The sequence below is a fragment of the Bradyrhizobium sp. SZCCHNS1050 genome (assembly GCF_032484785.1).
In the GTDB taxonomy this organism is placed as follows: Bacteria; Pseudomonadota; Alphaproteobacteria; order Rhizobiales; family Xanthobacteraceae; genus Bradyrhizobium.
On sequence record NZ_JAUETR010000001.1, the window covers coordinates 1,583,181 to 1,603,153 of the forward strand.

13 protein-coding genes and 3 pseudogenes are annotated in these 19,973 nt (G+C 59.8%); 7 read left to right on the forward strand and 9 right to left on the reverse strand.

Annotated features, from left to right (window positions below; genetic code table 11):
• Positions 1-299: 299 nt before the first annotated feature.
• On the reverse strand, positions 300-629 hold the full coding sequence (locus tag QX094_RS07245; RefSeq protein WP_315826669.1) for a hypothetical protein: 330 nt from the start codon (positions 627-629) through the stop codon (positions 300-302).
• On the opposite strand from QX094_RS07245, the gene QX094_RS07250 reads away from it, so the two are divergent.
• The 3 genes from QX094_RS07250 to QX094_RS07260 all read left to right on the forward strand — a co-directional run bounded on the left by QX094_RS07250 (position 628) and on the right by QX094_RS07260 (position 3,603).
• Positions 628-885, forward strand: coding sequence for a helix-turn-helix transcriptional regulator (locus QX094_RS07250; protein WP_231327540.1), 258 nt, complete (start codon positions 628-630; stop codon positions 883-885). The genes QX094_RS07245 and QX094_RS07250 overlap by 2 nt on opposite strands.
• Entirely contained in the window at positions 867-2,009 is a 1,143-nt protein-coding gene (locus QX094_RS07255; RefSeq protein WP_316187712.1) for a tyrosine-type recombinase/integrase, read from the forward strand. Before QX094_RS07250 ends, QX094_RS07255 begins: the two co-directional genes overlap by 19 nt.
• 148 nt (positions 2,010-2,157) lie before the next feature.
• Positions 2,158-3,603: a tyrosine-type recombinase/integrase gene (locus QX094_RS07260; RefSeq protein WP_316187713.1), complete on the forward strand. Its 1,446-nt coding sequence runs from the start codon at positions 2,158-2,160 to the stop codon at positions 3,601-3,603.
• An 89-nt stretch (positions 3,604-3,692) separates the two neighbouring features.
• On the opposite strand, the gene QX094_RS34515 is transcribed toward QX094_RS07260, so the two are convergent.
• From QX094_RS34515 to htpG, 3 genes and pseudogenes are all read right to left on the reverse strand, one after another.
• A complete protein-coding gene (locus tag QX094_RS34515; RefSeq protein WP_410052937.1) occupies positions 3,693-3,857 on the reverse strand; it encodes a hypothetical protein in 165 nt (54 codons plus the stop codon).
• 503 nt (positions 3,858-4,360) lie between these two features.
• Complete coding sequence (locus QX094_RS07265) at positions 4,361-4,714, reverse strand: hypothetical protein (protein ID WP_316187714.1); 354 nt, start codon at positions 4,712-4,714, stop codon at positions 4,361-4,363.
• A gap of 328 nt (positions 4,715-5,042) precedes the next feature.
• Positions 5,043-6,914, reverse strand: a pseudogene (htpG, locus tag QX094_RS07270) (molecular chaperone HtpG); the annotation flags it as partial.
• 155 nt (positions 6,915-7,069) lie between these two features.
• Here htpG and QX094_RS07275 point away from each other — a divergent pair.
• Positions 7,070-7,633, forward strand: a pseudogene (locus tag QX094_RS07275) (transposase); the annotation flags it as partial.
• Between the two features lie 348 nt (positions 7,634-7,981).
• Here the strand turns inward: QX094_RS07275 and QX094_RS07280 are convergent.
• The 4 genes from QX094_RS07280 to QX094_RS07295 form a co-directional block, all read right to left on the reverse strand.
• Entirely contained in the window at positions 7,982-9,223 is a 1,242-nt protein-coding gene (locus QX094_RS07280) for a pentapeptide repeat-containing protein (protein ID WP_316187715.1), read from the reverse strand.
• 39 nt (positions 9,224-9,262) lie between these two features.
• Entirely contained in the window at positions 9,263-10,075 is an 813-nt protein-coding gene (locus QX094_RS07285; protein ID WP_316187716.1) for a S1/P1 nuclease, read from the reverse strand.
• Between the two features lie 64 nt (positions 10,076-10,139).
• A complete protein-coding gene (locus QX094_RS07290; RefSeq protein ID WP_316187717.1) occupies positions 10,140-11,816 on the reverse strand; it encodes a phospholipase D-like domain-containing protein in 1,677 nt (558 codons plus the stop codon).
• Positions 11,817-12,518: 702 nt separating this feature from the next.
• Complete coding sequence (locus tag QX094_RS07295) at positions 12,519-12,857, reverse strand: helix-turn-helix transcriptional regulator (RefSeq protein WP_316187718.1); 339 nt, start codon at positions 12,855-12,857, stop codon at positions 12,519-12,521.
• A 963-nt stretch (positions 12,858-13,820) separates the two neighbouring features.
• Here QX094_RS07295 and QX094_RS07300 point away from each other — a divergent pair.
• The 3 genes from QX094_RS07300 to mobF are packed head-to-tail and all read left to right on the forward strand — an operon-like array spanning position 13,821 to position 17,080.
• Positions 13,821-14,141 carry a hypothetical protein gene (locus QX094_RS07300; protein WP_316187719.1) on the forward strand — a complete coding sequence of 107 codons (321 nt, stop codon included), beginning with the start codon at positions 13,821-13,823 and terminating at the stop codon, positions 14,139-14,141.
• Positions 14,138-15,949 carry a type IV secretion system DNA-binding domain-containing protein gene (locus QX094_RS07305; RefSeq protein WP_316187720.1) on the forward strand — a complete coding sequence of 604 codons (1,812 nt, stop codon included), beginning with the start codon at positions 14,138-14,140 and terminating at the stop codon, positions 15,947-15,949. Before QX094_RS07300 ends, QX094_RS07305 begins: the two co-directional genes overlap by 4 nt.
• Positions 15,950-15,952: 3 nt before the next feature.
• Complete coding sequence (gene mobF / locus QX094_RS07310) at positions 15,953-17,080, forward strand: MobF family relaxase (protein WP_316187721.1); 1,128 nt, start codon at positions 15,953-15,955, stop codon at positions 17,078-17,080.
• A gap of 1,596 nt (positions 17,081-18,676) precedes the next feature.
• Here mobF and QX094_RS07315 read toward each other — a convergent pair.
• Positions 18,677-19,789, reverse strand: a pseudogene (locus QX094_RS07315) (IS110 family transposase).
• Positions 19,790-19,973: the final 184 nt, after the last annotated feature.

A 19,973-nucleotide genomic window follows, 5' to 3' on the forward strand; every position in this document is an offset into this window, starting at 1 on the left:
TATCACGTTTATGTCGTTCCGGGGCTGCCCCGCGGACATCCATCGACAGGGATCTTTGACGCCCGGGTTTGGATTTCCAGAACCAATGGAGGTCTGACGGATCGGGGCGACCCCGGTCTCGCTCAGCACGTTGGCGCCGACGACCAGCCCTTCGGGCTGCAGATAATTCAGCCATTCCGAAGTTTCGTCCGGTTGGGAATGAAAGTCACCGTCGTGCGCGGTTCGTCGCCGGCCAGAGATAAACGGGACCGGCCGGCTCCAGGTGGCGCGCCTGCACCTCATAGCCCTGGCGGACTTTCTCAAGCTCGCTGTCCAGCTCCTGTGCAGCCGCAGCAGCTTGCCGCCCCAGACCGGCGATCGGCCTCGAACTGGCGCAGCTCGCGCACATGTTGCTTGCGGATGTCGTCGTCGCTCGGGCCGAACAGATCCATCTGCGCAGGGGCTCCCGGCAGCTGCTTGGTGCGCATCGCCTCGCGCGCCCGGTCGACCTGCCGCGGCCTAGCCGAAGCGCACTCGAAGCTCCTCAATTCTACGATCAAAGCGACCGGCACATTCAATACAGAATACGGGTTTGCCAGATTGGCGGGTGCCCAATCCGCCAGTCTTTGAGCAACCTCGACCGAAACCATGAAGCGCGCACCCTCGCGAATCGACATATTGCCACTTTTGCCAGTTGTATTTGGTCTTGGCGAAATCGAGGCGGCTGCGGCGATCGGCGTCTCAGCAAGTAAGTTCCGCGCACTCGTCAAAGAAGCTCGGATGCCGCGCCCTCGACGAATTGACCGACGCTTTGTCTGGGACGTCGATGAGCTGCGCGCAGCGTTCAAGGCTCTTCCTCATGAAGGAGAGAGCGAAGGATCCGATACATGGGCGGACGTGGTGTAATCCGGTTGAAGTATGTTCACGCATTTCGTGATCGTCAGGGCCGCATGCGTTACTACTTCCGCCGCGATGGAAGGCGGACGCCCCTTCCCGGCTTGCCCGGCTGTGGTGAGTTTATGGACGCATACGCGGCGCTGTTGGCCAACAGGCCAAAGCCTGCTGAGCTACGACGGGCAGCCGCCCCCAAGACCTTCGCCGCACTCGCAATCCTCTATTACGGCTCTCCACAGTATCGCTCGCTGTCCGCGTCCAGCCGCACCAATTATCGGCGAGTGATCGACGGCTTCCTGGAAGAACATGGTCATCGGCGTGTCGATCAAATGACCCGAGCGCACGTCGACGTCGTCATCGGCAAGATGGCCGACAGGCCGGGCGCAGGCATCATCTTGCTAAAGCGGATCCGAACCCTGATCCGCTACGCGATGGCACTGGGCTGGACAGATCGAGATCCAACTGCCGGCGTGCGGGGATACAAGTCGAAGGAAATTCATACCTGGAATGAAAGCGAGATAGCGGTCTTCGAGCGCCACTGGTCGGAAGGCACAAGGGAACGCCTGACCTTCGCGCTGCTCCTCTACACAGGCCAACGTGGCTCAGACGTTTATCGGATGACGTGGGCAGACATTTCGGGAGATGCGATCCGCGTTGCCCAGCAAAAGACTGCCGCGAAGCTCACCATTCCGATCCATGAGGCGCTGGATCGCGTCCTTTCGACTGCGAACCGCGATCACCCGACAATCCTGGCGACGGCTTATGGCGAGCGGTTCTCCGTGAAGGGCTTCGGCCAGATGATTTCGGCCGCGATCCGGGAAGCAGGGCTCCCCCAACGGTGCAAAGCCCATGGGCTCCGGAAAGCTGCCGCGCGACGGCTGGCCGAGGCCGGATGCTCTGCAAGCGAAATTGCGGCGATTACCGGACACAAGACATTGGCAGAGGTCGAGCGCTATACGCGCGCGGCTGACCAAGAGCGGCTGGCGAGAAAGGCGATCCAGCGACAGTCCGAAAACCAAATTGGCAAACCGCCAATCAGGGAAGTGGCAAACTCCACCGATGAAGCCTTAGAGATCAATAGCTTAGCGTGGAAAATGGCGCTCCCTAGGGGAATCGAACCCCTGTTTCAGCCTTGAGAGTTGGAGTTTTTCCTGCTCGACCAGTTCGCATCCATTCGCCGCAATCCAATATTATCATATACTTAGATGATCGAGGTTCGCGATCGACCGCCTCCGTACGCCCTCGCTTATTCGACGGATATTCGACGGTTTCGAGAAGGTTGGCATGGCGAAAACACTCTTAGAAGAACAGATCACGACGGCCAGGGCGCGCTGCAGGTTGGATCTAGGCGTACATTGGCGGCGCCTCGATGCCGAGGCGCATCTTGGCTATCGCAGAGGCAAACGAAGTGGGAAATGGCTGGTACGCTGGCGCAATCACCATGACGGAGCCAATTACAAGCAGGCGTCGATCGGGGTTGCCAACGACGTCAACGACAAACCAGCCGAAGGCACGCTGACCTTTGAACAGGCCGTGACACAAGCGCGAGAGCACGTCACCCGGTCAAGGGCAGAAGCGGCAGCGCTAGCTGCCGGACCGCCGCCCACAGTGCAAGCGGCAATTGAGATATACGTTCGCGAGCGCAACGCCCGTGACAGCCGGAGGGCCGGTCGCGAAATTCGCTCCGATGCTGGCCACCGACTGCGGCGCTACCTTCTTGGTCAAGAGCGCCGTGGTCGTCAGGAAGCCATCAAGGCTGCTCCCCTTGTCGCTGTCCGCCTGTACGCGTTGACCGAAAATCACCTTCTAACTTGGCGTGAGAGCCTGCCGGCAAAATTGAAGGCCACCACGAGGCGCCGCCTCGCAGCTGACCTAAAGGCTGCCCTGAATGCAGCATGGCTCCGCCTCCCCTCGGAACAGAAGAAGCTGAACCCGACATTCCCTTCCATTGTGAAAGACGGGCTCAAGGCTGAGCGAATCGACGATGACGACGAGACATCCGTCGCTCGAGACAACCAAATTCTCACGGATACACAGGTCAGTACCCTCCTCCGAGCTGCGCGCAAGATCGACGAGGAGCAAGGGTTTGAAGGCGACCTATATCGCATCGTCGTGTGCCTTGCGGCAACGGGTGCGCGATTTGCGCAACTGAGGCGGATGCGCGTGAGTGATGCGCAGCCGATAGAGCGACGCCTGATGGTGCCAGGGTCATACAAGGGGCGCGGCGGCAACGGCGGCTATGTGCCGGTACCCGTCGGTGAAGATGTCATTGACGTTCTGATGCCGGCAATTTCAGGCCGGCCGAAAGAAGCGCCATTGTTCGAACGCTGGCGGTACGAGCAGGCTGGTAACTTCGGGTGGAAACCGTCAGAGCGCGGTCCGTGGAGGACAGCTGAACTCACTCGGCCGTGGCAAGACATCCGCAAGCGCGCGGGGCTTCCAAAGGTCATCCCTTATGCGTTGCGGCATTCCAGTATTGTACGCGGCCTACGCAATCTGCTGCCCATTCAGCACGTTGCCAAAATGCATAACACATCGGTGCAGATGATCGAGCGCCATTATGCGAAGTACATTGCAACAGCCCTGGAAGATCTAGCCAGGGCCGCCATAATACCTCTTGTCCCCCGCGGAGAGGTGAGCCTATCGTCGATGGCTGGAAGCAGTAAGCCGCTCTCATTGCCGACAGACAATGCCTTAGATGGGCACGACTCTGCCGGCTCCGAAATGTAACGCTGCAGGCCGCTGGTTAGCTCGCGGCCATTTTCAGTTCGATACGTGAAGCGTGTACTTACTACCTTGAATATGTCCGAGCGAAACGACTATCTTCCGTTGGCGGGCGCCACATTGATGCCAAGCAGAGACAACAGAGATTGCACAACGACGAGCCTACGACGACCGACCGTCGTCGTCGTAACCCGACCATTTCCGATGAGTTCATAGATCTTGGTTCGCCCAAGCCCCGTTGCTTGACAGGCTTCCGCCACGGTACAGGTCAAGCGGTGCGCAAATGGGATGCAATCTGGCGGGGCACGGTTCGGCTCATCTGGAGCCGCAATGGACGCCGTTCGGGTACCGCATTCGAGGCGCCGGCCACGTCGCTTCAAGGTTGCGCCTCCTCCATTTTCGCAAGATTTTACCCTGAGGTCGCCTGCACTCGACGTCAACAGAGCCGAGCGAGCAGAGTGTCCTGGCGTACCCTAGAAAGCTGCGGAGGGGCTGACAAAGATGGATTGTATTTTTGGACCGAACTAGCCGAATTCGAGTCGCTCCCCTTCGTCTGCACCAATCATTAGCTTCTATGCGGTCGTCAAAGTCCAAGGCGTTATTCAGTTAGAGAGAGCGGGAGCGATGGCGCGACGATGACCTACCCTTCCAGCATCATTTCCAACCAATCTGGCACATTTCACTTATTCGATCAGGCGATGCCTGCTAAACGCCAAAGACCTAGCTCACTACGATCGCAAGACATTATCTGGCCGCCTTACCACTATTCGGCGTCTCCTGCATCTCGAGCTGGAATAAAACGCGGTTCATGCTTTTGACTACGCAGGTATTCATCAACGCGATCAGTGACCGCATATCTCATTGCCTTCTCACTAAATGCATCGAGGCGGGCCTCCAGCATCGCTATTCGCGCCTTCATCTCTGCCTCGCTCTTTGCACGATCTTTTTCTTGCGCTTCGAGCTTTTCGATCAGCCTTTCGTTCAAGCGCTTATACTCTGACAACGCGTTCTCAGTCGCATCCTTCAAAGAGTCAAAACGTGTTTTTACGACGATATGCTCATCGTAGATTTCCTTTAGCTTAGCCAGAACGGCGGCAGTCTTTTTCCCATCAAACATACGACTAGACCTTTAGCCGCGCTTGCTGCGCCCAAGATGTGAATTCCTTAAGTGTCTTGGAGAAATCGCTCATTTCCAAAAGCAATTCACGAGAGTTGGCTTTTGTCGCCTCTAGCGTCAATTGAATGTGATTTAGTATGGCTTCTTCGGCGGTCAGCTTCTTCTGCTCCCCCTTGTCGTAGATTTCAGAAGCGGGAGCCCTGGCTTGTCGCACCGGCGATCTCTTGTTCGCCGTGTCTTCGTCAAGCATAGTTGATAGTCTGATTTCATTCTCGAAAACATCTGGCTGCCCCTGTCTGGCACGATCAGAAATTTCGGATAAACCGTCACCAGTACTACTTTTCAACACCAGCCGGTTGAGCCTTGCCGTGAACTTGACCAGATCCTCCGGCAGCTCGCCGTCAAGGATCTGCGCCTGCTCCAGCAACAAGAACGAGAGATCGTCGACCTTGGCCTTGTCGGCCGCACCCATGGCGACCGCCATCACCAGCGGATGGCGTAGATTGATCTCCAAGATCGGCTTAGTGCGAGCGCCGGGCGCCTGCTGCGACAGGATCCGCTCCAGCTCGCGGTCGGGACCGTGGCTGCCGGCAACCAAGCACGAGGCGCTGGTAGTGAGCCGCGTCGAGACCTTCACGTCGGCGACGCGATCGCCGAGACTCGCCTTGATCAGCGCCACCGTGTTTGCCTCGTCGGCCGCCGGCTTCTCCGCCTCGCCGTCCTTCTGCTTATCGGCAAGCGGGATCGGATCGAAATCGATGTCGCCCTGGCTCAGCGACTTCAGCGGCTTGCCGTCGAATTCGAGCCGCGCCGAGGTCCAGAACGCATCGACCGGGTCGGTCAGCAGCAGCACCTCGACGCCGCGCGCCTTGGCCGCTTCGAGCCGGGGGTTGGACTTCAGCCGCTCGATGCTGTCGCCGACCAGGAAATAGATCTCGGTCTGGTTCTCCTTGAGACCCTCGACATACTGCTTGAGCGAGCGCCGCTCGCCTGACGTCGTGGTGAAGCGCGACAGCGCCAGCAGCTTGTCGCGCCGCTCGAAGTCCTCGTAGAGGCCTTCCTTGATCACCGCGGCGAACGCATCCCAGATCTTGTTGAAATTCTCGGGATCCTTGTCGGCGAGCTGCTCCAGCTCGCTGATGACCCGCGTCGTCACGGCTTTTCGGATCTGCGCCAGCTGCGGATTGTTCTGCAGCATCTCGCGCGACAGGTTGAGCGGCAGATCCTCGCTGTCGATTACGCCGCGGAAGAAACGCAGATAGGCCGGCAGGAGGTCGGCATCGTCGGTGATGAAGACGCGGCGGACATAGAGCTTGACCTTGCCCTTGCGCGCCGGCTCGAACAGGTCGAGCGGCTTGGTCGAGGGCGCGAACAGCAGCACGGCGTAGGAATAGCGGCCTTCGGCGCGATAATGCAGCGTCATCGCCGGATCGTCGAACGCGTGCGCAATCGACTTGTAGGCCTTGGTGTAGTCCTCCGCCGTCAGTTCGGATTTGGAGCGCTGCCACAGCGCGCTTGCCGAATTGATCTGGCGCGGCTCGCCCTCCTCCGGCACCAGCATGATCGGGAACTGGATATTGTCGGAATAGGCGGTGACGATGCGCTCGATCTCATAGGTTTCGAGATATTTCTTGGCGTCGTCCTTGAGGTGCAGCACAATCTCGGTGCCGCGCGCCACCCGCTTGGCATCCTCCTCGGACGCCGGCGCCACCTCGAAACCCGCGCCGCCCGACGAGGTCCAGGTCCAGACCTCGCTGCCGCCGGCGCGACGGCTGATCACCTGGATGCGGTCGGCGACCATGAAGGCGGAATAGAAGCCGACGCCGAATTGGCCGATCAGGCCGGTGCCGTCCTTGGCCTCGGCCAGCTTCCGCACGAACGCCTTGGTGCCGGAGCGGGCGATGGTGCCGAGATGGTCGATCAGTTCCTGGCGGTCCATGCCGATGCCGCTGTCGGCGATCGTCAGGGTGCTGACAGCCTTGTTCGGGATGATCCGGATCTGGGGAGCCTCGCCTTCGCCGATCAATTCGGGCTCGGCGATCGCCTCGTAACGCAGCCTGTCACAAGCATCAGAGGCGTTGGAAATCAACTCCCGCAAAAAGATGTTGGTCTCCGAATAGACCGAATGCACCATTAGGTGCAAGAGCTCGGAAACTTCGGCTTCAAAAGGTTGCACATCAAAGTCCGCTTTGACGGACATATCAACTCTCTTTCGGCTGCAATACTTAAGTGTATCTCGTGATGTAGTCGGGAGGAAGCATAATAAATTCGCTTGTTCCGAGACCGGAAAACTGAACCGTTTTTGGCGAGAGTCTTGCGCTGCCGAGTACCCTCGGCTGGGAGGAGCGGAAGACGATGAAAGCCTTGAAATTCTCGGACACCCCAGGCGTTCATTCTGAAGCAGGGCAATGACGGCCTGCCGGTTGCCGAGATCTGCCGCAAGGCCGGGATCAGCCAGGCGACCTATTTCAACTGGAAGAAGAGGTACGATGGGTTGCTGCCGACCGAGATGCGGCGGCTGAAGCAGCTCGACGACGAGTACGGCAAGCTGAGGAAGCTGGTGACCGATCTGTCACTCAACAAGGAGATGCTGCAGGAAGTGATCCGCCGAAAGCTGTGAAGCTTGGTCGGAAGCGCAAAGTCGTCGACAAGGTCTGTGGCGAGTGGCAGGTGTCGATCCGCAGGGCCTGCGACGCCCCCGAGTTCGACAGGTCGGCCCTCGAACAACGGATCAGGGAGATCTGTCAGGTCCGCGTCCGCCACGGTTATCGCTGCATTCACGTCGTGCTTCGTGGCGAAGGATGGCGCCACGGGCAGAACAAGACGCGGCGGGTCTATCGCGAGTTGGGCCTGCAATCGCGCAAGAGGACGCCGCAGCGTCAAGTCAGGGCCAAGCTGCGGGATGATCGGAGGCCGGCGACGCTGCGGCGAGCAGGCGGTAGGCGATTGCAAGAAGGTCCGAATGCTTCACGCAGAAGGTCCGTGCGAGGGTCCCCCGCCTTTCCGGAAAACGTGTGGAGGCGGCGCGGAGCGTTTGGATGCCTTGCGCACGCCAAGGTCGCTGCCCTTTAGAAACAGGAAGAACGTATGCGAGCGGCTCGCCGCTCTCAGAGCATCTTGCGCGAGGGATTGAAGCCGAACGACCAGGTCGCGTCTGCGGCCTAGTTCACGAAATCCCGATCCGCACTTGCGGACGCGCACGGCTAGAATCGACCAGAACTGCCTACTTATGTCTGGCTAGAACTCGCGGCTTCCGCAGAAGACTTTCTATCGCGCTGGTGTCGTCGGGCATGCGATCGGTTCATATTTGAAGCCAGCTGGCTCCGTGCATTGCCGAATGCCCTTGGCTAACGTCGCGCTCTTCTTCAGCTCGGCCAGCATATCTTTAGTAAAATAGGGCTGTTCGCACTCGAGCTGTTCGGCTGTCATCCCCGGCGCGCCAACGCAGGCTTTCTCCAGTTCCTCTACCTTCAGGCCGGTGACGCCCTTGAAGCTGACGCGTGAGATCGTTGCGTGGTCGAACTCTGCTCCGGTGAGCGTAGCGCCCGAGAAATCGGCACCTTGGATGTTGGCGTAGGAGAAATTTGCGTCCGTGAGGTTAGCATCGATGAAATGCGTGACGTAATGCCGTCGCTCGTCTCCATTCCACGTGCCCCGACACCGCGCGGGCCGCGTGTCATCCTCGGCCGGTTCGTTCAGGCGGTTGCCGATTGCCGTGCACCAGCCAGGGTTCTGCCAATCGCCCGCCTCGATGCCGATGAATTCCGCCCCCTGCATTTCCGCCTTCACGAAATTGGCGCGGTGCATCTTCGACGCCGACATGCGCGTATGGCCCAGACCTTTGACAACGCCCCATTCGTCTTGCAGGTCGAGGCCGACGTAGCAGCCGTGTTCGAGGTCAAAATGCTTTCCGGTCGGATCGTCCTGCGCTTTCCGCTCGCCGATGGCCCTCATCGCGAGTTGAATAGATCCGTCCAGTTTGAAACCCGGCTGGCGGTACTTTTCGCCGGAGCAGAGCTTGTCTGAGGCCGTCTTGACATAGGACGACAACGTATCGAATACGGCCCGATGGTAGGATCGGTCGCTTCGCGCGACAAAGGTCAGGACATGGATCGCCTCCGCCCGCGCGGGCTCCGAGCCAGCCGTCGCATCCGTCGCCAGCAGTGGCTTGATATTTGAGGCAAACAGCTCGGCTTTTTTCTGGTTGAACGCGTCTTCGGTCCCGCGGATGCCCTGCAGGCTCGTGATGACGGTCGCGAAGACGGCGAGGCCCCCTAGCGTCTGTACGACCGCTGATCGGACCTTGGATCGCATCTCGATGATCTTGCCGAGGTCCTCCGGCGGAATGGGAACGAGCCTGCCGTCGGCACCCACCGTGCGATCGATGGGCACCGCATAGACCGGAACGAGAATAATGAGGGTGATCGAAACGACCACATAGAACGCAATCGAGGTGAGGAGGACATCCACCGGGATGTACAGGCCCCACAGTGTCAGCCCTGCGTCCATCGCTCACCTATGTCTGTGTTGCGAGCTCATCAAGCGGCATCAATCTGCGAAGACACTATCGAGCAGATGCGCAAGGCGCACGCCCGCCTTTTGCAAGCGCTCCCGGATGATGACGTCGCTCTTTGCCAGATACGCCGCATCGATCGTCACGCTGCCACTGTCAGGTGGATCGCAGGATTTCCCATGGAAGGTGCAATAGCCGGTTTCGGCTGCCTCGCTGATGGCGAAGGATTCGTTCGCCCAGTCGTGAGGATCGGACGCATTCCACTCGGCGATTTGCTCGTCCGTGATCGCGTCGAACAGCTTGTCGGCCGCAAGCTTCACATCCGATCCGACCGCGTGCACCACGAGGCAATTGTCCCAGGCGGAATGAAGATTCCGGCTACAGGCGCCCGAGACGTCGATGGTGTTTCCGCCACGATCATCCGCGAACGAGACATGCAGCGGCTGGTGGACATCGCCGACCCAATGGCCCAGCGACTTAAGCGCGATCAGGCGGTCGGCGGTTTTGGAGGCCTTCGAGGCTACGTTCTCGGCATCGTTGAGAATAGCCGTTACGACGCATTCGCTCGCGCCTCCGCAGTCATCCGCGGTCAGTGGCTTGCCGTCACGGGGCAGATTGAGGAAGTGGCGCGGCGGGTGGATGCGCGGGTGGTCGGGGAAGATGCATGAATCCGCGAATGTATCGAATTCCGATCCTGATTTGATCAGTTTTCGAACAGCCGCACGCGTGTCGGGCTGAGCGAGGCGAAAGGCAATCTCGCAGACGATCTTGTGCCCCTCATCACCCCACGCGGCGGCCTGGCCGCAAAGCGCCGCCCATAGGATCACAGCAAACGAAAGAAGCCGCATGATACATCTCCCTTCGAGAGAAATAGTCGGATTTTGATCGCTCCTGCGATGGCCGCTCGGCGCCCTATTGCCCTGAGAAATAGAGGCGCCTGAGGGTTCGGTCCGTCCCCTTCGCAAAATAGCTGGCGCTCGGCCGTTCGCCGTCGATCCAGTTTGGATTGTCGATCAGGTATTTCCGCAAAAGAGCGGCGGCGGGCGTCTGATTGTCCTTGAACGAGAGCGATTCCCGGAAGGCATAGTGGGAGAAGAGCCGCATGAACTCCCCAAGATAAATATCCGCGAGGATTTCGTTGCCCTGGATCACCAGCATGTTTTCGTCGTTGGTGATGGCGGACGCATCGGAAAAGTTCGCCGACCCCACAACGATGACCGGGTTGGGACCGAGAGGATCGGAGATCATGTACTTGGTGTGCACATAGAGTACATGCTGCTCATCGGTGATCTTGTCGATCTCCGCAAGCCAACGATCGAAGTTATTGAGTTCGACCTTGTGCCCTACTGAAACGACCGTGTTGGGCAGCTTCCGAATACGGTCAATCTCGGCCGATTGCTGTTTCATCGTCTTACCGTTGCCCTTCTTCTCCATGAGGGCAAAACGCAGCACATCGTCCTCGCGATCGTAGACGTCGACGAAACGGCCGTTCATGCCGAAGGCAAAGGTCATGAAGAGAGCCCGCTCGCTCTTGCCGGCAATCTTCGCGTACCAGTCCATCGCGGCAAGCTCGGTCTGCGGCGAGAATACGGGCGTGACCTCCTTGTCCCAGGGATCCGCCGGCACGGGCGTCGCTTCGTCGTTGGCTTCGGCCGTGGGTTTCTTGGTCAGGTCCTGATCCAGCAACGTCCAGTACTCGAAATACTTCTCCGCGATGGCGGCGTCGCGCACGATATGGGCATTGTTGGAATGACCATAGATGCCGTTCTCGCTGAGATTGGTCGAGCCGGTCCAAACCTGTTCTGATGTCTCGTCTTTGCGGAGAACCAGAAACTTGTTGTGTGCGAACTGCCCGGTATGGATGCGCGGCTTGACCATCTTGCCAACGCCGGCCCCCTCCATCGCCTCCCGGTTTTTGTCGCCTTGCGTTTTTCCGTCGTAAAGGATTTTGACCGTCGCGCCGCGCTTCTTGGCCGCTTTAAGCGCAGTGTAGATCTCCTTGTTCTTGAATTCGAAGAACGCGCCGTAGAGTTCGTCGCCATCTCCTGCCTGCTCGATAAAGGTTTCGAGCCCCTCGATCAGGCCGCGCGAAAGCCAGTCGAACGCAGCTTGGCCGACCTCGTCGGGCGTCCTATTCTGAAAGCGACGTGCATATTCCTGGGACGCGACGGCCCCGCGGTTGAAGAACACGGCGTGCTTGCCGATTTTCGTGCCTTCGGTTTTGACCTTCAGCGAAACGTCGGGCCCGTCTGTCAGTGCCGTCGGCGTCCCGCAGCGCGGGACAATGCGATAGGTGTACTCGTGGACCTCCTCGACGGTATAGTCCGACCATTGGAAGGTCTGCAGCGGATGTTTGTAGGAGGTGACGGGGACCCCAGGCGCCGGGTTCGGTTCGACAGCTTGGAATGTCTTCATGCCCGGCAGCCAGATGACTTCGCCGTCCGAGTGACGGGTTCGTTGGATGGCGAACCCTAGAACCCTGTCCTTCCGGATAGAGGCGGCTGGATAATCCCATCCCAGCAGCACAACGTGGCTACCAGCGATTGCAAGAGCGGGAAAGGGATCGGTTGGCTTGCTACTTTTACGCATGGACCGGCTCAATGCTTTCCAGAATGAATTCAGGCAGAATAGGAACAGAAAGCCCCAAGCAAGCCCGTCAAGATGGGCCCTCACGGAGCTGTCAAAGAAACAACCTGTCCTCAGCGGACGGCTTCAACCGTGGATAAGCGCCCAAAAGCCCTGCACCGGATCCTCGGCGTCAAGATAATCTCAGTAGTTGTTCGGCTCTAAGCTCGGAGCCACAAAATTCTGCACAAACCACATTCAATTACAAGACGTGCCAGTGAATTTTGCACGCCTTCGATAGGTGGTCCAGTGGATTACTGGACGGCCCACGAAGTCGGATTCCAGCGCCGGTTCATCCCGTAACGTGCTGATCTCTAGGGGCTCGGCCGCAAGGGCATCGCTCAGATTTGCGCTGGGAGGGCTGCGGATGGTCTCGGAGCGTCGCGATGATACCGGTGATCAGTCGTAAAGAACATTTGCACGCATCCGCGTCGGCTTGGGCTGCTCGGCTGAGGCAAGGCCGCACGTGAGGATATTCCGAATCATTGGCTAGACGTTGACGCCGGCTTCGGTGCGCTCCCCGCGCATAGACCGGCTCCCCCCGCCAGTAACCATCCACTTCGAACAAGATGGTCGGCGTCAATTCGCCGAGTGTCTTGGCGTAGTAAAATCTCGCGAAGGGTGCCGCCGAGCGCTACGAAGCCATTCAGTCCATCCACAGCAACGCTACTTGGACCGTCCACGATGCAATACTACCGCCTCTGCTTGAATTACCAAAATCTGAAGATCACTTTCAGATAGCCCGCGACTTGCCAGACGAAGACGCTCGGTTAGCGCCATTCGATGGGACCCCTCCTTTCCGTCTTCTGATATCCCCAGTAAGGCGTTCGGTGTCGTGGTCAGCACCTTGCAAATCCGCAATAGAGTCGAGAGGTCCGGCTCACGATCGCCAGTGACGTAGAAGCCATAACGCCTTTCGCTCAAACCTGCACGGCGCGCTACCTCGGCGTTTGAAAAGCCGAGCTCTTTGGCGCGTGATCGAAGCTTTTGCCCCAGTACCTGCATAAGAACAATCTGTTCCGACGCAGCTTGTTTGGTCCATGTAACTGTTGTACTGTCTCACGTACAATACGTACCGATTACGGATAAGGTCGCGACCGGGGTAGTCGATGAACGCCAACAGCCCTCCAAAACGCCAGAAGCGAAAGTCTAGAAATGAAGGTGGCGAGGGCCCGAGTGCGCTCGACCAAGCGTCCCTGGGCGATTTCGCGCTTGTCCAGCTAGACACAGAGTTTGTCACGCTGCTGTCGGAGATATCCGCCTTAGACCCACAGCGCAGTGGCGGTCGGGGGCGACGCGCTGTGAGTGCCGGCTCTCAATTAACTAGCCGCACACAGAAGATGGAAGCAATCCTGGCTCGCTTGGAACCCGTTGAGCAAGCCATTATGGCTACGCCGGCGCGGACGATCGTAGGTCTGGGTATAAAAGCTCGTCACGCGGCATACGTGGTTTCAGAGCATTGGGAATCGCCGATCGAGCAAATTGACTGGGAGGCCCGCGCCATTCGGCTCTTGATTGAGGCGATATGCAAGGCTGCCGGCCTGCGGTTGCCGTTTCCTTGTAAAGCAGCGCAATAAGCGCGCAGGATCAGCGCAGCAGGTTGCGCATGACACGCTAGCTGGATCAAAGGCCGCCATGGTAAATTGCCAAGAGACATGTCGGAAGCGTTCGTACTATTGCCGAGCGTGATAACGAATCAATTCGCCCGACTTGTAATTTCACGCCTATTCCACGACTAACGGCAACATTCCAAAAAGAACCACAATGGGCAATCGACGTCTGCTCGGGGCGACGACCGAGCTCGTCAATGTCGTTCGTCGTTAGACATTCTGCATCTGGGCTCGCCAAATCTCCTAAAAGTTTGGTCATGCGAGACCAGAGAGGTCGGCTGAAGAACGGCCAGATCGGGCGAAGTGCCTAACACGATCTCGTGACCGATCGCCTCGGCAACTCTGTTGAGGCAATCTCATGACAGTCAAGACAAGACCAATCTCGATCCGTCTCGCAGCGAGTGAGATAGAGCAGATTCGCACACGCGCTCACAGGCTTTCAGCAAACATCACTGGCGTAGCCCGCGACTTAATCCGTACCGGACTTGCCGGCGGGGACAACAAGGCGCTCGCCGATCGCTTGATGCGGATCGAGCGTCGTATCGCCGTACTCGAACAGCAAAGCCAGCAAACGTACGTGCAGACTCAATCGACCGACAAAGCAGCGCGTGATCTGCTTGCGATGTTCGAGGCGCTTCTGAAGGCCCTGACCGGCGAAAGCTCTGGGAGGACAGCATGACCCGACGACTGCGGATCATTAGCTTTCTCTCTGCAATGGGTTGCTTTGCGGTCGCGGCGAGCATCTCGTATCTCGGATTTGAGGTCTGGCCGCCGAGCGCCACGCTGGCAGACGGAAGGAGCGCCGAATTCCAGCCAGCAGACATTCAAGCCTGCATCAGAGGGCGTGGCCTGGCCTGGCTAGCAGACCGCTCCGGCGAGGCCTATTGGCAGGCTTGCCGAGACTGGCTCGCGCGATACCAAGCTCTGAGCGGCTTCGAGCTTCGTTTCTGGAGCGTGATCGGCGCCAGTCTTGCGGGCCTGCTGGCGCTGTTCGGCTTTGCGCTGAGTCTTCGGTTAGACTCGGTCTCGCTCAAGGTCCTTCGCGGAGCACGGCTGCAAACCGGCCGTCAAGGTCTGAAGGCGTTCGCCCGGGCGGCCGCCGCGGAGTGCCAGGTCCATGGCAAGGGCGTTGAGTTGATGCCATCGGTGCCCCTTGGGCGCGAGCGGGAGGCGCGGCATTTCCTGATCGTGGGCAGCGTCGGCGGCGGTAAGACGCAGACAATGCTTCACCTGATCGATGAAGCGCTCTCTCGCGGAGATGGCCTCCTGGTGCTCGACACGAAAGGCGACATGATGGGCGGGCTCCCAGCCGATGGGGACCCCCTCCTTGTCGCGCCCCATGATCAGCGATCTCTAGTCTGGGACGTGGCAGCCGACTGCAGCATCAAGCAGGACGCCCGCGAGCTAGCCGCCCGCTTCATCCCGCCAAGTTCCGATCCGATGTGGTCCCAGGCGGCACAGGAGATCCTCGTCGCCTGTATCGTCTATCTCCAGTCGACCCGGGGCAAGGAGTGGGGGTGGGGTGATCTGCAACGAGTCGTGACCGCTGATGTCGGCACGCTCGCAGCGTACGCCAAGGATCACAATCCCAATGCGCTGCGACTGCTCGACCAGCCGGAGAGTAAGACCACGCTCAGCATCCTGACCACCTTCCAGACCCACATGCAGATCGTCTCGGTCCTGGCGGAGGCTTGGTCCGCCCCATCGGCGCGGCGGTTCTCGATTCGCAATTGGCTGCATCACCCAACACGGTATCGGCCATTGATCCTGCAGCACGACCCCGGGTATCCCGAGCTATCGCGGATCTGGATCGGCAGCATGCTCGGCCTGCTCGCCTCGGCGGTTGGAAGTCCCACCCTGGCCGAGAGCCGCGAGCGGCGGGTGTGGCTGTTCCTGGACGAATTCCCGCAGCTGCCGCCGATCAAGCAGTTCCCGACCTTCCTCGAGCTGGGCCGCTCCAAGGGCGTTGCGGTCGTGATCGGAGCTCAGGACACGGCCCAGATCCGCGCCGTCTATGGTCAGGACCAGGCCAAGTCTTGGTTCGGCATGACCGGCACCAAGATCATCACCCGCATCAACGCCAGCGAAGCGGCTGAGGACATCAGCCGCCTCATCGGCGAGCAGGAGGTCGAGCGGAGAACGAAGAGTTCAACCCATACCGGCGGCAAGACCAGCGTCACCGAGAGCACCCAACGCGAGATGCGCCGAGTGATCACGGCATCCGAGCTTGGCTCCCGCCTTGGACCGACCAAGGACGGCGTCCGAGTCCTGCTCATCGGTCTTGGCGAAGACGTCTACGAGCTGGAGCTGCCCTATCTCAAGCTGCGTCAATTGCGCGAGCCGATCATGCCGGCTGATTGGACTCGCCCCTTGTCCCGGGTGAGGCTGTCGGACCGCGCCGACGATGACACTCATCCAACTTCACCTCCTCCCCCTGCCCGCCTTTCAAAGGAGTTGGCGAAGCAGATCCTCAAACGGCGAGAGTGAGCCATGGTAGCCTCGATCTCCGCTCGCGGGAACGCCGCTTCGGCCTCGCGCTACTACGGTCATCTGCAGCGCGACGACTACTACAGCCGGGATGGCGATCCACCGGGCCGCTGGGCCGGCCGAGGGGCCGAGCGGCTCAGCCTGGACGGACCCGTCACGCGCATCGAGTTCGACGCTGCGCTGCGTGGGATCGATCCCAAGACCGGTGAGCGGCTGGCGCAGCTTGGCGGCCGCGGCCGCGAGCACGCGGCTGGCTGGGACATGACTTTCAGCGCACCTAAATCGGTCTCAGTGCTCTGGGCGCTCTCCGATGCTCCAGAGCGCCAGATCATTGCCCAGGCGCACCGTTCGGCGGTCCTCACGGCGACCGCTCAACTGGAAGCCACCGCCGGCTGGGCCAGGCGAGGCCGGGCCGGAACCACCCGAGAGCAGACCGCGGGGCTGCTGATGGCGCAATTCGATCATCACACCAGCCGCGAATCCGACCCGCAGCTGCACACCCACACCTTCGTTTTCAACCTGGCCCCGCGTCGCGATGGCAGCTGGGGCGCCATCGTCAGCCGTGAGCTCTACAAGGCCCAGAAGCAGGCTGGGGCCACATATCGCCGAGCGCTTGCCTCGGAACTGGAACGGCAAGGTGTTCGGCTGGAGCAGCAGAAGGACACGTTTCGCGTGGCGGCCATCCCGCGCCACATCGAGCGCGCATTCTCCAAGCGGCGCCAAGCCATCGAGGAAGCCGCGAAAGCCCACGGCTATAGCACGCCAAAGGGAATGGAGCTGGCAACCTTGCGCACGCGCCGCCCCAAGCGGGATGCCAAGCTCAGCGAACTCGCCAACCATTGGCGAGCCGAGGCCAAGGCGCTGGGCTTTGATCTCGGCAGGAGCCGCCATCACATACATACCACGGCTGGCGGCCGTTCTCACGTTGAGCTTGCGGGAGGGCTGGGCCAAGCCCGCTCGCCTTTCGGCCAACCAGCACCGGCGGCAGCCCGGGGCGCTGTGAGGCCCCAGCATCAAAGCGCCGCCCAACTCGGCTTTCGCCTCGGCCAGTTGCTCCGCACGATAGACCAGTCGGCCGGCATGTCTGGGATCAGGATCAAGCTCCGCCAACATGAGCATGAGCGGGATTGACCGAGAGTCGGGAAGACGATTGAACCCTCCTGGGTCAGCGGCGGCCTCTGGATCGCTGCAAGCGGAGTAGCCGGCCGGAGCAGCCTCGCCCGTCCGAATCGATCCGCGGCCACTGAGAAACAATTTGCGAGCTTCGAGTTCAGATCGCGACAGCTGACACTTTGGGACAGCTAGACCTGAACAAACTCATCACAGCTTGAGAATGAGACCGGAATTTCGTTCGTATACGCGTCCAAGCGCATGCAAGGTATTGACCACCTTGATCGATCGATCCTTCGAGAACGCAGCTGTATTCGCTCGATCCTTGTCTTGTAAACACCGCAGAACAGGATCTTTTTGTTTAATCCCAATGAGATAGCCGCATGCGGCTCGCGAAGCGTCTGCACCACAGGTGCATAGGGTGTGAAAAACTTCCTCCTTCTCGTCCCTGAACCTTACCTTGGCTTTTCATTGCCCTTCCCCGCTCGTGAAGTAGTCCAATCTCGGCCGCCAGAATGCGCAACTATTGCAATGGACGCGTTGATGAGGCCGGCGATCACGCCGCAAGCCATGGGCATTCCGAGTGCGCAATTCGTACAGCCTCGTTGCAGAGAATCGGCGAGAGTGCCAGCGTCGCCGCGACGTACGGGGATGGTATATCTTGGCAATCTTTCTGCAAACCGACTGCGGCTCAGGGCAACCCATCAATGCTAAAAATCGCGATCCCATAAAGTGCGGCTACGGGTATGCAGCGCGCCAAAGGCCAAGGTTGAAGCTGCTTCTAGCGCTTCGCGGCCGCGGCGCGGCTACCAACTTTTTGCCCGGCCTCTGTAAATCAGATGTCCGTACGCTGTCGGCCAGAAGCCAGCATAGACCTCGTCACAATGCGAGGTCGTAGACGATATCGTACCGTGCTGAATGCGCACGAAGCCGACGATCTTGAGAGATCGGCCAACCAGCGCAATCCAGAAACGTCGGACGAATTCGTCCGCCCGATTGGCAGTCGTAGCGGTCCCGCTCTCCACAATGGTTTCCACCAATTTGGCCGACATGATCGATCTCCCTTCTCTCGCTTGATGGGCGCAAAGCGCGCACACTCCGCGCCTGCGCCCCTGCCCGTCGGCCAGACCGGGGGGAGCAAGTGCCGGGGCGGCCCGAGCGGAGAGGGATCACCCGCCCGCAAGGGCCACTAGAAGAGCGGGTCTGCACAAGCGCATGCCAGGATTTCCAGTGTTGAGAATCTGAGAAAGCGCGGAAGACCGGGGAGACCGCTCGGATCGGCGCCGGCACCAGCCAGCGCTTTACCCTGGCGCGCGCGAGCGCGCGCGGAGCCCCTTCCATGTCCTTTTTCAAGTAAAAAGATGCGAAACACCGTCACCGTACCGGAGGTACGGCGTTGACGATGATTGCGAGGATTGCTGTCAGGTCGGGAGCAGAACGACGATGGCGACGGTCGATCAATCTTCCATCCGCGGATCAGAACCGCATGAGCGTTTGTCGTCGCAGGCCTACCTCGGACTTAGTGCGGGCGTCAGCATGCAAACTGGCCCGATGGGGCTCTCGAGGATTGCCTTGACCGTTCGTCCTGCTCCCGGCCAAACAGGCCGGTGGGCGCGACTATGAAGTCACCGGCTTCACCTCCCGGCTGATCGCCCAAATGAAGCCGCAGAACTCTCGCGCAATTGCGGCGACTACCACTGTCGGCTTCTTGCCTGCAGAGCTCAATGTACGAAATCGCTTGCAAAGGCGAAGCTGCGCCTTCCATGCAATATCGCGAATTGTCTTGGGAAGGCGCACGATGACTTCGGCCTTCTCCTTGGCAACACGGGGTGGATAGCGATAGCTCCAAGCGGCTTCGACGAGCATCCGCCGCACCTCACTATTGCCGGTCTTGGTGATACCGCCGCGCCAGATCCGTTCTCCGCTGGATTGCTCCGATGGCACCAGGCCGAGATACGACATCAACTGCCGAGCATTCTCGAAGCGGCCGAGATCGCCGATCGCCGCGACAAACGTCGCGGCGGAGATAAAATCGAGGCCTCGCAATCCACGCAGTGCTTCCACCAGAGGCCCCATCGACCAGTGGGCTGCCATCGCAGCTGATCCGCGCAATAAGCTGGTCGCGCCGGTCTTGGGCCGTCCAGACCGCTTCGAGGTAATCCTGAAAGACAATCTGATGCGCGGGTTGATCAAATGTCTGACCCGCGAGCCAAGAGCGATGTCGTTGGGTCCAATGCTTGCCGGCCTCGTAGGAACGACCGTGGCGCAGCAGGAATGCCAATAATTGCTGCCGAGCCCGCATGAGCTGCATCGAAGCATCCATCCGTGCCCGGGTTAGATCGCGCATTGCCTCATGCCCTTCATCAGGGACCCAAACGGGGGTGAGATTGCCGGAGCGGTGCAAAATTGCCAGCTTCTGAGAATCGCGCCGGTCCGTTTTAATCCGCTCCCCAGGCTTGCGTGGGATCATTGACGTCGCAACGACTGTGCAGCCGTGGCCCAAGCGGGTGAGCTGCCGGTAGACGCCGCACCCGCAGCAGCCGGCCTCATAGCAAAACTCCAGCCGGTTGTGACCCTCTTTGGCTAACCGCCTGGTGAGCTTCAATATGGCTGCCGGCGTGTTCGGGACGGCGCCAATAAAATTGACTGCCCCTTCGCGTCCGTCTTCAGCCGACTGACCGAAATGCTGGCTTTGTGAACGTCGAGCCCAACATAGAGAATCTTTTCCATGCCCCGTGCTCCCGATTGTCGAGACGCCGCGCCCTCATTAGCGCGGCGGCCCGACTATGCCGGAGACTGGCAGCGCCTGCTCCGGATGCCAAAGGACATACGGACTTAGATCAAGAAGACGGGGCATGTGGCTGGTGTAAGCCGTGCCGGCAGAGAACAAGGTAGCCGCAGGAGCGTCAGCATA

Excerpts from the sequence above, each read along its gene's own strand:
- QX094_RS07285 (WP_316187716.1), bottom strand. The coding sequence starts at position 10,075 with ATGCGGCTTCTTTCGTTTGCTGTGATCCTATGGGCGGCGCTTTGCGGC.
- QX094_RS07250 (WP_231327540.1), top strand. The coding sequence starts at position 628 with ATGAAGCGCGCACCCTCGCGAATCGACATATTGCCACTTTTGCCAGTT.
- QX094_RS07305 (WP_316187720.1), top strand. The coding sequence starts at position 14,138 with ATGACCCGACGACTGCGGATCATTAGCTTTCTCTCTGCAATGGGTTGC.
- mobF (WP_316187721.1), top strand. The coding sequence starts at position 15,953 with ATGGTAGCCTCGATCTCCGCTCGCGGGAACGCCGCTTCGGCCTCGCGC.
- QX094_RS07295 (WP_316187718.1), bottom strand. The coding sequence starts at position 12,857 with ATGCAGGTACTGGGGCAAAAGCTTCGATCACGCGCCAAAGAGCTCGGC.
- QX094_RS07300 (WP_316187719.1), top strand. The coding sequence starts at position 13,821 with ATGACAGTCAAGACAAGACCAATCTCGATCCGTCTCGCAGCGAGTGAG.
- QX094_RS07260 (WP_316187713.1), top strand. The coding sequence starts at position 2,158 with ATGGCGAAAACACTCTTAGAAGAACAGATCACGACGGCCAGGGCGCGC.
- QX094_RS07265 (WP_316187714.1), bottom strand. The coding sequence starts at position 4,714 with ATGTTTGATGGGAAAAAGACTGCCGCCGTTCTGGCTAAGCTAAAGGAA.
- QX094_RS07255 (WP_316187712.1), top strand. The coding sequence starts at position 867 with ATGGGCGGACGTGGTGTAATCCGGTTGAAGTATGTTCACGCATTTCGT.
- QX094_RS07245 (WP_315826669.1), bottom strand. The coding sequence starts at position 629 with ATGGTTTCGGTCGAGGTTGCTCAAAGACTGGCGGATTGGGCACCCGCC.
- QX094_RS07290 (WP_316187717.1), bottom strand. The coding sequence starts at position 11,816 with ATGCGTAAAAGTAGCAAGCCAACCGATCCCTTTCCCGCTCTTGCAATC.
- QX094_RS07280 (WP_316187715.1), bottom strand. The coding sequence starts at position 9,223 with ATGGACGCAGGGCTGACACTGTGGGGCCTGTACATCCCGGTGGATGTC.